We start from the raw sequence: 13,603 nt of genomic DNA, 5'->3' as shown, positions 1-13,603 counted from the left end.
TCGCCCCTACACTCACCGCAGATCGAGCGCCGCCCACTACCGGGCCCGCCGTACCGTGACGAACGAAGGGAGCTCGGCCATGCGTGACCACACCGCTGTCGTCGCTCTCTACGCGCGGTACGAGGTGATCCTCGTGTCCTCGTCCGTCCGGTCCCGGCTGCGCGGCCGGCACCGGATGAGCTGACACACACCCGAGTACTCCGCTACTCCGACGCGCCGTCCGCCCTCAACGCGGCCGGCGCGTCCATCCCGTGTGTGCCGGCCGATCGCGCTGCCCGTTCTCCGTGAACACCCGAAAGGCCAAGGGCCGTGCGCAACAACCTCGACCGTCACCTCGCCGCCGTGCGCAACCTGGGCATCCTCGCCCACGTCGACGCCGGAAAGACCACCGTCACCGAGCGGATCCTGTATGCCACCGGGACCACGCACAAGCGCGGCGAGGTCCACGACGGCACGACCGTCACCGACTTCGACCCCCAGGAGCGCGACCGTGGGATCACCATCTTCGCCGCGGCCGTCAGCTGCGACTGGGACGGCCACCGCATCAACCTGATCGACACCCCCGGGCACGTCGACTTCGCCGACGAGGTGGAGCGTTCCCTCAGGGTGCTCGACGGGGCGGTGGCGGTGTTCGACGCCGTCGCCGGAGTGGAGCCGCAGAGCGAATCGGTGTGGCGCCAGGCCGACCGGTACGGCGTCCCGAGGATCGCGTTCGTCAACAAGCTGGACCGGGCGGGCGCGGACCTCGACACCGCCGTGGCGTCCATCCGCGAACGCCTCCACCCCGTCCCGCTCGTGGTCCAGCTCCCCATCGGCACGGAGGACGGCTTCACCGGCGTCGTGGACCTGCTCCGCCTGCGGTCACTGACCTGGGGCGACGGCGGCGAAGGCGTCGTCGAAGGGGACGTACCGGAGCACCTGCGGGAGGAGGCGCTGCGCCGGCGCAGGCTCCTGGAGGAGGCCGTGGCGGAGCGGCACCCGGGCGCACTGGAGGAGTTCTGCGACCGCGAGACGCTCTCCGCCGCGACCCTCACCGCCGCCCTGCGGGACCTCACCCGCACCGGCGACGGCGTGGTCGTCCTGTGCGGCTCGGCGTACCGCAACCGGGGCATCGAACCGCTGCTCGACGCCGTTGTCGACTATCTGCCGTCGCCGCTGGACGTGCCGGCTGTATGCGGTATCCGAGATGGTGGCGACGGTAGGCGCGCGGCGGTCGACGGTATACGGCATACCGCCGACGAGGAGCGCCCCGCCGACCCCGCCGCCCCCTTCGCCGCCCTCGCGTTCAAGGTCGGCGCCACGCCCACGGGTCGGCTCACCTACCTGCGGGTGTACTCGGGAACCATCGAGAAGGGAGACCCCGTGTGGGAGTCCGGTACTCGGCGCGTCGAGCGGATCGGCCGGATCCTGCGTGTCCAGGCCGACCGGCACGCCCAGCTGGACCGGGCGGTCGCGGGCGACATCGTCGCGGTGATCGGGCTGAAGTCGGCCCGTCCGGGCTCGACGCTGTGCGCGCCCACCGCTCCGCTGGTGCTGGAACCGCCCGGTGTCCCCGACCCGGTCGTGTCGGTGGCGGTCGAGGCGTGCCGGAGCACCGACACCGACCGGCTGTCCTCGGCGCTCGCCCGGCTGGCGGAGGAGGATCCGTCGCTGGTCGTGCGGACCGATGCCGAGACCGGTCAGACGGTGCTGTCGGGCATGGGTGAACTGCACCTGGAGGTCGCGGTGGAGAAGATCCGCCGCACCCTCGGCCTGGAGGTCAACGTCGGCCGTCCTCGGGTGACGTACCGCGAGACCGTGGGCCGAGGAGTCTCCGGCGTGGTGTACCGGCACGTCAAACAGGACGGCGGCGCCGGGCAGTTCGCGCATGTGGTGCTCGACGTCGAGGCGCAGGACGAAGGGTTCGCCTTCCGGTCCGCCGTGGTCGGCGGGCGGGTTCCGCAGGAGTTCGTCCGCGCCGTCGAGGCCGGCTGCCGGGACGCCCTCACCGAGGGTCCCCTCGGCGGCCATCCGGTGACGGGGCTGCGGGTCACCCTGACCGACGGGGCGACCCATGTGAAGGACTCGTCCGAGACGGCCTTCCGCACGGCGGGCCGGTTCGGGCTCCGGGAGGCCCTGCGCGCCTGCGCGATGGTGCTGCTGGAGCCGGTCGTCGAGGTCACGGTCACCGTGCCCGAGGACGCCGTCGGCGGGGTCCTCGGCGATCTCGCGGGCCGGCGCGGCCGGGTCACCGACTCGGTCGTGCGCGGCGGTTCGGCGGTGGTCACCGCGACCGTGCCGCTGGCGGAACTGTTCGGCTACGCGACGCGGCTGCGCAGCCGCACCCAGGGCCGCGGCACCTTCACGGCCCGGCCCACGGGGTACGCCCCGGCCCCCGCGGTGGTGACGACGACGCCGTAGGCCCACCGCGACCCTCGGGGGCTCCTGTACAAGGAGCCCCCGAGGGTGTCACCGGAGTCGACTGTATGCGATATACGGCATCAGGGATACGGCATCAGGGATACGACACCACCGTCGACGGCACGGTGGACGTCCCGGAGGTCGGCGCCCCGGTGTCGTTGATGACGGCCTCGTACTGGCCGTTGCCGCCGAGGGAGATCACCAGCAGGTCGTGGAACTTCACACCCGGGGTGTTCGGCGCGGCGAAGCCGTGGTGCTGCACGATGGTGGGGTCGACGTTGTAGTAGCAGTAGCTGCCCAGGCCCCAGGCCTCGTGCGTGGTGACGTTGTCGCCGACCCTGTAGGCGGCGTAGCCCTTGAGCGCGCCGTTCTGGATGGCGGCCTGGTTCGGGGCGTCGTACGCCTTCTCGTTCTGGAAGAAGATGGTGCGGCCGCGCTGGCCGTACCACTGCACGTCGTACTTGTTGAAGTGCTCCACGAACAGTCCGGTGGCCAGTACGTCATGGCCGTTGACGACCACGCCGTAGTCCGCCCGGTTGGTCTCCCAGCCGACGCCGTCGCCGTGGTCGGCGCGCCAGACCCAGGTGTGGTCGACGATCGTGTGCCGGTTGTTGACGACCAGGCCGGCGGTGGCCCTGCCGGCGCCGGCGCCGCCGATCCGGACGAACACGTCCTGGACGGTGGTGGGGTTGGCGGAGTGGTCGCGCCGGGCGCCGGGCGGGCCGATCTCCAGCAGGGTGCGGGAGGTGACCGGTCCGGCGTCGACGAGGAAGCCCGCGAGCCGTACCCCGTCGACGTCGGCGACCTTCAGCGCGGTGACGCCGTTGTCCGGAATCAGCGTGGCGTAACCCAGGCCGAGGACGACGGTGTTGGCGCGCTCGACACGGATCGGCTGGTCGAGGTGGTAGATGCCCGGGGTCAGCAACAGGTGGAGGCCCTGCGCGAGCGCCTGGTTGAGTGTCGCGGCGGTGACGCCCGGCTGGGCGACGTAGAAGCGTGACAGGGGCAGCGAGGTGCCGCGCGGGGTGCCGTTGCCCCAGCTGACGCCGCGCGCGTTCGTCCGTTTGGCGGGCAGGAAGACCCGGAAGGCGCCGCCGCCGTCGACGTGGAGGAAGGGCTTCTCGCGGGAGACGGGGGTCGTGTCGAGCGTGGTGTAGGGCGGGTTGGGGAAGCTCTGGGCGGGGGCGCCCTCGACGCCGGAGAAGACCATGTTCCACACGCCGTTGAGCCAGCTGCCGATCGCGCTGTCCCGGGTGTACCACTGCTGCTGCGAGTACGGTCCGATCTGGCCCTCGATGCGGCTGTCGGCGATGTAGCCGCCGCTGGCCCAACCGTAGCCGGTGGGCGCCAGGTTGAGGCCGCCGTGGACGTGCATGCGGCGGAAGGGGGCGGCCTGGGCGACCGCCCACCGGTTGGTGCCGTTCGCCGGGACGAGCGCGAGGTTCTCGGCCGAACGCCAGAAGTTCTGCGTGGCGTTGCCGCCGAACCAGCCCGCGTCGACCGTCACGTCCCCGTTGATGGTCGTGTCGTCGGGGGAGAGCCCGAGCCCGGCGATGGAGGTGTAGAAGCCGAGTTGGGCGTTGAGACCGTGGTAGGTGCCGGGCCTGAACAGCAACGCGTAACGTCCGGTGCCGAATTGGGCCGACTCCTGCTGCCGGAAGACCTCGTCGAGACGGGCCTGGATGTCCGGGGTCGACGGGTCGAGGACGAGGACGTTGGGGCCGAGTTCGCCGCCGCCCGGCAGGCGGCGGGGGCGCGAGGCGCGCGGGGCGGCGGTGGCCGGGCCGGCGGACACACCGGCGAGGGCGGGTGCGGCGGCCGCGGCGGCGGCGAGAACGGCTCTGCGGCGCGGGGCGGGGGACTGGGAAGAGGACGGTTCGGGCGTGTGGGGCATGGGCGGCTCTCCTCGGTGGGGCGGCTCGGAGTGAACGGCTGAGACGCGAGTGGGAGACAGCTGATTTAAGGAAGTGAACGACTGCGGTGTTGAGAGCGCTCTCTCGACGCTGAATGCTTCAACTACCCGAACACGTACGTCAAGTGGTGGTGCGTGAGTTCCCGAAGCGGTACCGCACCGAGACGGCTGACTGGCTGCGTGGGGACCATCCGGGCAGGACACCCGCTCTTGACCTGCGAAGATCACAGCCCATCTGTTCCTCATGGCCGTTCACCGCGCCGCGCTGCCCGGATGCACCCGCGAGGACCTGGTCCGTCTGCTGGACGCCGCGACACCCGAGCAGACGGACGATCGCCGACGTGCCGGTCAGCAGTCCCGCAGCTCCGCCGACTGGTTCAGCACCTGCGCCCGTGTCGACGTGAACCGGGCGTACGTCTCCCCGTCCCGCGCTCCGGGACGGAAGGCGGCGACCCGGTGGCAGTTCTGGAAGGCGAGGGTCACGCCGAAGTGGCGCTCCAGGCTGCCGCGGATCGCGTCGCTGGCGAGGGCGCGCAGCAGTTGGCCGCGCTCCTGCTCGGACGGGGGAGGGGTCTGGTTGTCGGTGAACTCGGTGATGCCGGCGTGGAGGCGGGTGGCGAGGGACTCGATGAGGTCGTAGGCGTACGGGAGGGAGGTGCGGACGGTGTCCACGAAGTCCGCCTCGCGGATGTCACCGGCTTCGGCCTCGGCGAGGAGCTTCGGGGAGACGTCGAGAGACATGGGTGTCCTGTTCCTGTGATGGGAGAAGGGGAGAGGGGGGAAGTAGGGAGCGGGGAGGGGGGTCAGGTCAGTGATGCCGGGCCCGGGACGAAGTCCGGGTCCACCTGGGCCGCCAGGTCCTGGCCCGTCGCCGCGTCCGCCCAGGCGCGGGCGTTGCGCAGATGGAACTCCACGGCATGGCGGTGGAGCGTCGGCCAGTCCCTCACCCGGGCGTCGACCGTTTCACGCAGGACGGTGAGGGCGTGGCGGTTGGCCGCCTCCAACTCGCCCTGGGGAGAGCCCTGTTCGGCCGCGCGGACCCAGGGGGAGTGGACCAGGTGGGTGAGGAGGTCGTCGCCCACCTGGTCCTTGAGGAAGAGCAGATCGTCCTCACCGGTCACCTTGTTGCCGACCACGGCGAGCGGGATGCCGAACTCGCGGGCGTGGTCGCGGTACTGGCGGTAGACGGAGACACCCTTGCGGGTGGGTTCGGCCACCAGGAAGGTCATGTCGAAGCGGGTGAACAGACCGGAGGCGAAGGCGTCCGCGCCGGCGGTCATGTCGACGACGACGTACTCGCCGGGGCCGTCGACCAGATGCCCGAGATAGAGCTCGACGGCTGCGAGTTTGGAGTGGTAACAGGCCACCCCGAGGTCACTCTCGTCGAATGCGCCCGTGGCCATCAGCGGGACGCCGCCGAGCTGTTGGACGTGGCGTGCGTGCAGCTCGTCGTCGCCCAGCAGGCGCAGCAGTCGTGAGCCGCGGCCCGGTGGAGTGGTCTTGATCATCGCCTCGCGGGAGGCGATCCGCGGGTTGGTGCCGCGCAGGAGGTCCTTGATCTCGCCCAGGTGCGCGGCCAGGGGCGGGGCGGTGAACGGGTCGGCGTCGGGATCGAGCGCCTCGGCCAGGTGCTGGTTGATGTCGCCGTCGACGGCGAGCACGGGCGCGCCGGACCGTGCCAGCTCGCGGGAGAAGAGCGCGGACAGGGTGGTCTTGCCGCTGCCGCCCTTGCCGACGAACGCGACGCGCACCTACCGGCCCACCTTTTTGAAAATGAATGTCATGTGGCTAGATTTAGGGCCCGCCGATGATCTCTGTCAAGTCGGGGCGGGGGGAGGGGTGATGAGGAGGGTGAGGGAGGGGGGTGATCGCCCCGCGGGTCTTAATGCATATGATTCGCAGGTGCGTGAATACTGCATCAGGTCCGCAGGCCGCGACGACCTCGACGGTGCCCGTGCCGTCATGCTCGACACCGTCTACCGCGACTTCGGTACCGGGTACGTGCCCCGCTGGCACGGCGACATCGTCGACCCGGCCGCCGCGTACCTCGTCCCGGTCCGCCACACCCTGCTGGTGGCGCTGGACGGCGCCGGCGGCGAGGTCGTTGCCACGGCCGCGCTGGACTCCCGCGGGCCAGCTCATCCGCCGAACCCGCGGCATGTCGCCGAGCGCTTCCCGTCCGGGGAGACCGCGCAGCTGCGCCGGGTGTACGTGCGTCCCGAGCACCGTCGGCGCGGGCTCGCCCGGCGGCTGGTCGCGGGCCTTCTCTCCTTCGCGGCCGCGGACGGCGGCTACCGCTCCGTCTACCTGCACACCGACCCGGCCGTGGAGGGGGCCGAGGGCTTCTGGCGGTCGCTCGGCGAGGTCGTGCACGACGAGCGCGAGGAGCCCGGCGGCGGCCAGGGCATCGTCCACTTCGAGGTCCCGCTGCCCTCCCTCGCCGCCTCGGCCTGTCCCCCCTCACCCCCTAGGTCGGTCACCCCATGCGCCATCCCTGCCGCCACGGGGTCGCCGAGGGCCTGACCGCCCTCGACGCCAACGGCGCCGCCGCGCCCGTGCTCGCCGTGTCCTGGCGTCGCGAGGACGCCCGGGCCTGGCTGTTCATCCTGCGCGGTTCGTCGTGCTGCTCACCCTCGGCCAGATGCTCGTCGCGCCCGCCGCCCGCTCCTGGGTGCCCGACCTCGCCGAGGACGGCCGGCTCGGCCTGTACACCGGGGCGCTGTCGTCGGTCTCCGGGCTGATCGTGCTGCTCGGCAGCGGGGCCACCGGAACCCTCCTCGACACCGGTCTGCCGCCGGCCGTGCCCTGGCTGCTGCTCGCGGCCGCACCGGCCGCCGCGATCGCCCTGCTGCCCCGCGGCCCCGAGAGGACGACGCCCACGGCACGGTCGTAGAAACGCCGCGCCGCAGTCGGAGAAACGCCCACGGCACGGTCGTACAAACGCCCACGGCACGGTCGTACAAACGCCCATGGCCCAGTCGTAGGACCCGTCGGCACGGTCGTGGAAACCCCGTCGGCACGGTCGCGGTAACCACACACGACCCGCCCGTAGCAGCGCATACGGAAGGGCCCGGACCGTCCGTGACGGTGCGGGCCCTTTCCCGTGGGCGGCCCGCGTGTTCACGCGAGCCGGTGTGTGACCCCTGGGAGGGGTTACGCGAGCTCCAGCACCCGCTGCTCCGCCGGAAGCTCCGACTCCGCCCGGGAGGTGCGCCACAGCCACAGCACGTCCCGGCCGAACGACCAGAGCAGGGAGCCGAGGGCCAGCAGCATGATGCCGAAGTTGGCCGCGTGGGGCAGCAGGTCGGCGCCCGCCACCAGCAGGCAGATGCCCTGGAGCGCGGCGACCGTCTTGCGGGCCATGCTCGGCGGGAGCGCGGCGTTCAGCCAGGGGGCGACGCGGGCGGCGGCGACGAAGACGTAGCGCATGCCGCCGATCAGCAGCACCCACGGGCCCAGCGCCATGGAGACGTACACGCTGAGGACGAGGATCAGGAAGGCGTCGACCTCCATGTCGAAGCGGGCGCCGAGCGCCGTGGAGGTGCCGGTGCGGCGGGCGACCTTGCCGTCGACGCCGTCGAGGATGAGGGCGACGGCCGTGAGGCCGACCAGCAGCGTCACCGGCGGGGTGCTCTCGAAGGAGTCCGCGACGAGGGCGGTGACGCCGCCGACCAGGGTCGCGCGGCCGAGGGTGACCCGGTTGGCCGGGCCGAAGGAGCGCAGTCGCGAGCGGTGCAGTGCCCGGGAGAGCACCGCCCAGCTGGCGACGGCGAAGGCGAGGCCGGTGAGCCAGCCCGCCGGCCCCATGCCGATCGCCGAGCCGAGCAGGGCCAGCAACAGGATCTGAACGCCCGCTCCCACAGCGGTCTCCTGCTGGACCAGCCTTGCGTCGTAAGTGTTGTTCAGGGCCACCGCACATTCCTCCGGCCAGGTGACAGAGATGATCAGGGCCGCGTACTGTGCGCGACCTGTGCACACCTCGGTACGTGCACCAGTTCCAGATCGTTCAGGAGGATGCCGATGAACCGCACCGGACGTGCGTTCTGGCTCAACTCTCCGGGACAGGGCGAGATACGCGAGATCGCCCTGCCGGACCCGGCCGAGGGCGAGGTCGTCGTCCGCGCGCTGTACTCCGGAGTGAGCCGCGGCACGGAGACCCTCGTCTTCCGCGGCGGGGTGCCCGAGAGCCAGCACGCCGTGATGCGGGCGCCCTTCCAGGAGGGCGAGTTCCCGGCGCCCGTGAAGTACGGCTACCTCAGCGTGGGGCTGGTGGAGGAGGGGCCGGCGCAGCTCGTCGGCCGGACCGTCTTCTGTCTGTACCCGCACCAGACGCGGTACGTCGTTCCCGCGTCGGCGGTGACGGTCGTACCGGAGACCGTGCCCGCCGAACGGGCCGTGCTGGCCGGCACCGTGGAGACCGCCGTCAACGCGCTCTGGGACGCGAAGCCGCTGGTCGGCGACCGGATCGCGGTGGTCGGCGGCGGCATGGTCGGCTGTTCGGTCGCCGCGCTCCTGGCCCGCTTCCCGGGTGTGCGCGTGCAGTTGGTGGACGCCGATCCGGCACGCGCGAAGACCGCCGAGGCCCTCGGGGTCGGCTTCGCGCTGCCCGAGGACGCGCTCGGCGGCTGCGACCTCGTCGTGCACGCCAGCGCCACCGAGCAGGGCCTGACCCGTTCCCTGGAACTGCTGAGCGCCGAGGGCACCGTCCTCGAACTGAGCTGGTACGGCGACCGGAAGGTCGCGCTGCCGCTCGGCGAGGCGTTCCACTCCCGCCGTCTGGTCATCCGCAGCAGCCAGGTCGGCACCGTCTCCCCGGCCCGGGCGAACCGGACGTACGCCGACCGGCTCGCGCTCGCCCTCGACCTGCTCGCCGACCCGGCGCTCGACGCGCTCGTCACGGGGGAAAGCGCGTTCGAGGAGCTGCCGGAGGTGATGCCGCGGCTCGCGTCGGGGGAGATCCCCGCGCTCTGTCACCGCGTCAGGTACCCGCCAAGGACCAGCAAGAGCGCCTGACCTGAGAAAAGAGTGAGATCCGGCTGAACAAGGGGAAGCGAAGAGCCGTACTACACGGCATCCCCCGGCGGTCAACGGCCGGAGGACCAGACGCGCCGCACCTGGAGGGTCGTCCGTTGTTCAGTGTCACCGTCCGCGATCACATCATGATCGCCCACAGCTTCCGCGGCGAGGTCTTCGGACCCGCGCAGCGCCTGCACGGAGCGACGTTCCTGGTGGACGCCACGTTCCGCCGCGAGCAGCTGGACGACGACAACATCGTCGTCGACATCGGACTGGCCACGCAGGAGCTCGGTGCCGTCGTGAGCGAGCTGAACTACCGCAATCTCGACAACGAGCCCGAGTTCGCCGGGATCAACACGTCGACCGAGTTCCTGGCCAAGATCGTCGCGGACCGGCTCGCCGAGCGGATCCACAAGGGCGCGCTCGGCGAGGGCGCCCGGGGCATCGCCTCGATCTCCGTCACCCTGCACGAGTCGCACATCGCCTGGGCGAGTTACGAGCGTGCGCTGTGACCGACGTGACCCTGGAGAAGGCACCGCTCACGTACGTGCCCGCACAGTCGGCGGCCGCCAAGGCGCCCCATGCCCCCAAGGCTTCCCGGATGGGTGACCTCCTCCCCATGTCCCTGAGCTCCGTGCACTTCGTCATGCCGGGCGGTGTCTACGACACGGCCAACCCCAGCGGCGGCAACGCCTACGACCGGCGGGTCTGCCTGGATCTGCCCGGCTTCGGCTGGCAGGTCCACAAGCACCTGCTGAACGGCTCCTGGCCACGCCCGGAGACGGCCGCCCGTACGGAACTGGCGCGCACCCTCGCCGAGTTCCCGGACGGCACGGTCGTCCTGCTCGACGGGCTGGTGGCCTGCGGCGTCCCGGAGATCGTCGTACCGGAGGCGGAGCGGCTGCGGCTCGCCGTCCTCGTCCACCTCCCGCTCGGCGACGAGACGGGGCTCGAGCCGCTGGTGGCCGCCGAACTCGACGCCAAGGAGCGGGACGTGCTGCGGGCCGTGCCCGCGGTGATCGCCACCAGCGACTGGGCGGTGCGCCGGCTCGTCTCCCACCACGGTCTGGCCCCGGAGAAGGTGCACTGCGCCGCGCCCGGCGCCGACATCGCGCCCCTGGCCTCCGGCACCGACGGGGTCTCCCGGCTGCTGTGCGTGGCCGCCGTGACCCCGCGCAAGGGCCAGCACCGGCTGGTGGAGGCGCTGGCCGCGGTGACCGACCTGCGGTGGAGCTGTGTGTGCGTGGGCGGCCTGGGCCAGGACCCGGAGTACGTCGCCCATCTGCGCGGCCTCATCCGCGAGTACGGCCTCGAGGACCGGCTGGAGCTGGCCGGCCCGAAGGCGGGCGCGGAGCTCGACGCCGCCTACGCCTCCGCGGACCTGATGGTCCTGACCTCCTACGCCGAGACGTACGGCATGGCGGTCACCGAGGCCCTCGCCCGGGGCATCCCGGTGCTGGCGACGGACGTCGGCGGGCTGCCCGAGGCGGTCGGCCGCGCCCCCGACGGCGGGGTGCCCGGCATCCTCGTCCCGCCGGAGAACCCGGCCGCGCTCGCCGCCGAACTGCGTGGCTGGTTCGGCGAGGCGGACGTGCGGCGCCGGCTGAAGGCGGCCGCGCGCAGCCGTCGCGCGGCCCTGAACGGCTGGGCGTCCACCGCCCAGAGCCTGGCCGGCGTCCTGGGCCGGCTTCCCAGCGAACCCCGGAGGGCGGCATGAGGAAGACGACGGCGACCCCGGCGGACGTGGCGCGGCGTGTGGGTGCCATCCCGACGCAGCCGGGCCCGAAGGAGGCCGACACCATGACCGACACGGTGAGCGAAACGGTGAACCACGGCGGCAGTGGGGCCGTTGGTGAGGCTGTGAACCTGACAGTGGACAAGACCCTGAGCGAGACCGTGCACGACGGCCCGGCCGACACCGGTGACGTCATCGCGGGCGCCGGCCCCGTCACCCGCCCCGGCGAGCGGCCCACCGTACGCCTGCGGGACGCCGGCCCCGAGGACCAGCCCCGGTACGCGCCCGAGTGGCTGCAGCTGCGGGAGCCCGCGGACGCGGCCGCGCGCGCCGGGGAGTTGCTGGACCCGCTGCGGATTCGGCTCGCCAATCTGCCCGGTGGCCGCGGCGGGCTGGCCGTGCACGACCTGGGCTGCGGCACCGGCTCCATGGGCCGCTGGCTCGCGCCCCGCCTGGACGGCGGCCAGCACTGGATCCTGCACGACCGCGACCCCTACCTGCTGCACTTCGCGGCCGTCGCCTCCCCGCGCGCGGCCGCCGACGGCAGCCGGGTCACCGTCGAGACCCGGCGCGGCGATGTCGCCCGGCTCACCTCGGACGCCCTGGTCGGGGCCTCCCTGGTCACCGCCTCCGCGCTGCTCGACGTCCTGACCCGCGAGGAGGTGGAGACGCTCGCGGCGGCCTGCGCCGGCGCGGGCTGCCCGGCGCTGCTGACGCTCTCCGTCGCCGGCCGCGTCGAGTTCAGCACGCCCGACCCGCTGGACGAGGAACTCACCGCCGCCTTCAACGACCACCAGCGGCGCGGCGGCCTCCTCGGTCCCGACGCGGTCAGCGCGGCCTGCGAGGCGTTCGCCGACCACGGCGCCACCGTCAAGGTCCACCCGAGCCCCTGGCGGCTCGGCCCCGAGCACGCCGCCCTGACCGCCCAGTGGCTGCGCGGCTGGGTCGGCGCGGCCGTCGAGCAGCGCCCCGAACTGGCCGAGCGCGCCGAGGCCTATCTGACGGCACGGATCGCCGCCTCCCAGGCGGGCGAGCTGCGCGTCACCGTCCACCACAGCGATCTGCTGGCGCTGGCCCGGCCGACGGGCGGGGCGTGATGAGTGCCGAGACGGTCGGCGCACGGCTCGAACCGGCCGCGCCCGTGGTGTGGGGCGAGGGCGCCCTGGCCGTACGGCGGCCGCCGCGCGCCCCGTCGGTGACCCGCACCGGGCCCGCCGTGTCCGAGGCCCGCATCGGCGTCATCGTGACCAAGGCGCACCGCACCCCGCGGGCCTGGCGCAGGCTGCTCACCTCGCGCGCCGTGCGCACCCACTTCGGGACCGTCGCCGGGGCCGTCATCCTCGCGGTGCTGCTGTGGCGGATGGGCACCGGCGTCTTCCTCGACGGCCTGCGCCGGATCGACGTGCCGACGCTGCTGACCGGACTGGCGATCGGCGCGGTCACCACCGTGTTCAGCGCCTGGCGGTGGGCGCTGGTCGCGCGCGGGCTGCGGATCCGGCTGCCGTTCGGCGCGGCCGTCGCCGACTACTACCGGGCGCTGTTCCTGAACGCGGCCCTGCCCGGCGGGATCCTCGGCGACGTGCACCGCGCCGTGCGGCACGGGCAGAGCGCCGGTGACGTCGGGCGCGGTGTACGGGCGGTGGTCCTGGAGCGTACGGCGGGACAGCTGGCGCTGGCCGCGGCAGGTGTAACGGTCCTGCTGGTGCTGCCGTCCCCGGTCATGGACGACATGCGCAGCCTCGCCCCGCTGGTCCTGCCGGCCGGGGTGGGCACGCTGGCCGTGGTCCTCGCGCTGCGCATGAACTCCTCCGCGCGGCGCCCGGAGGGACGTTTCCGCAAGACGCTGGCCGAGGCGCGCGAGGGGCTGCTGTCCCGGCGCAACGGGCCCGGTGTCGCCCTGTCGTCGCTCGTGGTGCTGGCCGGGTACGTCGCGATGTTCGTCCTGTCGGCCCGGGTCGTCGGCGCCTCCGCCTCCGTCCTGACCCTGCTGCCGATCGCGATGCTCGCCCTGCTCGCCATGGGCGTGCCGCTGAACGTCGGCGGCTGGGGCCCCCGCGAGGGCGTCACCGCCTGGGCGTTCGGCGCGGCCGGACTCGGCGCGAGCACCGGCCTGTCGGTGGCGGTGGTGTACGGGGTGCTGAGCTTCGTGGCCGCGCTGCCGGGGGCGGTCGTCCTCGTCGTGCGCTGGTACGCCTCCGTACGGGCCGGATCGACGGCCGGGGTCGCCGAGGCGGTCGGGGCGAGCGATGGAGCGGGGGCGACCGGTGGGGGCGGGGCTACCGACGGCGCGGGGGCGACCGGTGCGGTCGGGGCCACCGACGGGGCCGGGGCGACCGGCGCCGGGGAGGTGCCCGTTGTCGCCGGGGTGAGCGATGGCGCCGGGGCGACCGGTGCGGTCGGGGTGACCGACGTCGCCGGGTCGGCCGGGGTTGCCGAGGCGGTCAGGGTGAGCGATGGCGCCGGGGCGACCGGTGCGGTCGGGGTGACCGACGTCGCCGGGTCGGCCGGGGTTGCCGAGGCGGTCAGGGTGAGCGATGGCG

General features: G+C 73.0%; 10 protein-coding genes and 2 pseudogenes. 8 read left to right on the top strand and 4 right to left on the bottom strand.

Translation table 11 applies throughout. The features are described 5' to 3' along the window. Window positions 1-309 precede the first annotated feature (309 nt). A complete protein-coding gene (fusA, locus tag ACIRF9_RS32935; protein WP_403829614.1) occupies window positions 310-2,400 on the top strand; it encodes an elongation factor G in 2,091 nt (696 codons plus the stop codon). A gap of 94 nt (window positions 2,401-2,494) precedes the next feature. On the opposite strand, the gene ACIRF9_RS32930 is transcribed toward fusA, so the two are convergent. The 3 genes from ACIRF9_RS32930 to ACIRF9_RS32920 form a co-directional block, all read right to left on the bottom strand. Then, window positions 2,495-4,294 carry a coagulation factor 5/8 type domain-containing protein gene (locus tag ACIRF9_RS32930; RefSeq protein ID WP_403829612.1) on the bottom strand — a complete coding sequence of 600 codons (1,800 nt, stop codon included), beginning with the start codon at window positions 4,292-4,294 and terminating at the stop codon, window positions 2,495-2,497. A gap of 366 nt (window positions 4,295-4,660) precedes the next feature. Continuing rightward, window positions 4,661-5,053: an SCO5389 family protein gene (locus ACIRF9_RS32925; protein ID WP_403829610.1), complete on the bottom strand. Its 393-nt coding sequence runs from the start codon at window positions 5,051-5,053 to the stop codon at window positions 4,661-4,663. A gap of 62 nt (window positions 5,054-5,115) precedes the next feature. Next, window positions 5,116-6,063, bottom strand: a complete 948-nt coding sequence (locus ACIRF9_RS32920) for an ATP-binding protein (RefSeq protein WP_403829607.1) — start codon at window positions 6,061-6,063, stop codon at window positions 5,116-5,118. Between the two features lie 151 nt (window positions 6,064-6,214). Between ACIRF9_RS32920 and ACIRF9_RS32915 the strand changes: the two are divergent. Further along, a pseudogene (locus ACIRF9_RS32915) lies at window positions 6,215-6,745 on the top strand (GNAT family N-acetyltransferase); the annotation flags it as partial. Between the two features lie 175 nt (window positions 6,746-6,920). Beyond that, window positions 6,921-7,205 (top strand): annotated as a pseudogene (locus ACIRF9_RS32910) (MFS transporter); the annotation flags it as partial. Between the two features lie 260 nt (window positions 7,206-7,465). Here the strand turns inward: ACIRF9_RS32910 and ACIRF9_RS32905 are convergent. Next, complete coding sequence (locus ACIRF9_RS32905; protein WP_403829604.1) at window positions 7,466-8,224, bottom strand: CDP-alcohol phosphatidyltransferase family protein; 759 nt, start codon at window positions 8,222-8,224, stop codon at window positions 7,466-7,468. A 108-nt stretch (window positions 8,225-8,332) separates the two neighbouring features. Here ACIRF9_RS32905 and ACIRF9_RS32900 point away from each other — a divergent pair, with 108 nt between their 5' ends. The 5 genes from ACIRF9_RS32900 to ACIRF9_RS32880 form a co-directional block, all read left to right on the top strand. Next, on the top strand, window positions 8,333-9,325 hold the full coding sequence (locus ACIRF9_RS32900) for a zinc-binding alcohol dehydrogenase (RefSeq protein ID WP_403829601.1): 993 nt from the start codon (window positions 8,333-8,335) through the stop codon (window positions 9,323-9,325). Between the two features lie 116 nt (window positions 9,326-9,441). Continuing rightward, entirely contained in the window at window positions 9,442-9,840 is a 399-nt protein-coding gene (locus ACIRF9_RS32895; protein ID WP_403829598.1) for a 6-pyruvoyl trahydropterin synthase family protein, read from the top strand. Then, the gene (locus tag ACIRF9_RS32890) at window positions 9,837-11,045 is read left to right on the top strand and encodes a glycosyltransferase family 4 protein (protein ID WP_403829596.1); all 1,209 of its coding nucleotides are present in this window, start codon (window positions 9,837-9,839) and stop codon (window positions 11,043-11,045) included. Before ACIRF9_RS32895 ends, ACIRF9_RS32890 begins: the two co-directional genes overlap by 4 nt. Continuing rightward, the gene (locus ACIRF9_RS32885; RefSeq protein ID WP_403829593.1) at window positions 11,042-12,160 is read left to right on the top strand and encodes a trans-aconitate methyltransferase; all 1,119 of its coding nucleotides are present in this window, start codon (window positions 11,042-11,044) and stop codon (window positions 12,158-12,160) included. The genes ACIRF9_RS32890 and ACIRF9_RS32885 overlap by 4 nt, the downstream gene beginning before the upstream one ends. Next, a partial coding sequence (locus tag ACIRF9_RS32880) for a YbhN family protein (protein ID WP_403829590.1) occupies window positions 12,160-13,603 on the top strand: 1,444 nt, incomplete at its 3' end. The genes ACIRF9_RS32885 and ACIRF9_RS32880, both read left to right, overlap by 1 nt.

The organism is Streptomyces sp. NPDC096132, assembly GCF_044763345.1.
GTDB lineage: Bacteria > Actinomycetota > Actinomycetes > Streptomycetales > Streptomycetaceae > Streptomyces.
This window is presented reverse-complemented; position numbering and strand designations above follow the sequence as displayed.

Excerpts from the sequence above, each read along its gene's own strand:
- ACIRF9_RS32930 (WP_403829612.1), bottom strand. The coding sequence starts at position 4,294 with ATGCCCCACACGCCCGAACCGTCCTCTTCCCAGTCCCCCGCCCCGCGC.
- ACIRF9_RS32925 (WP_403829610.1), bottom strand. The coding sequence starts at position 5,053 with ATGTCTCTCGACGTCTCCCCGAAGCTCCTCGCCGAGGCCGAAGCCGGT.
- ACIRF9_RS32885 (WP_403829593.1), top strand. The coding sequence starts at position 11,042 with ATGAGGAAGACGACGGCGACCCCGGCGGACGTGGCGCGGCGTGTGGGT.
- ACIRF9_RS32900 (WP_403829601.1), top strand. The coding sequence starts at position 8,333 with ATGAACCGCACCGGACGTGCGTTCTGGCTCAACTCTCCGGGACAGGGC.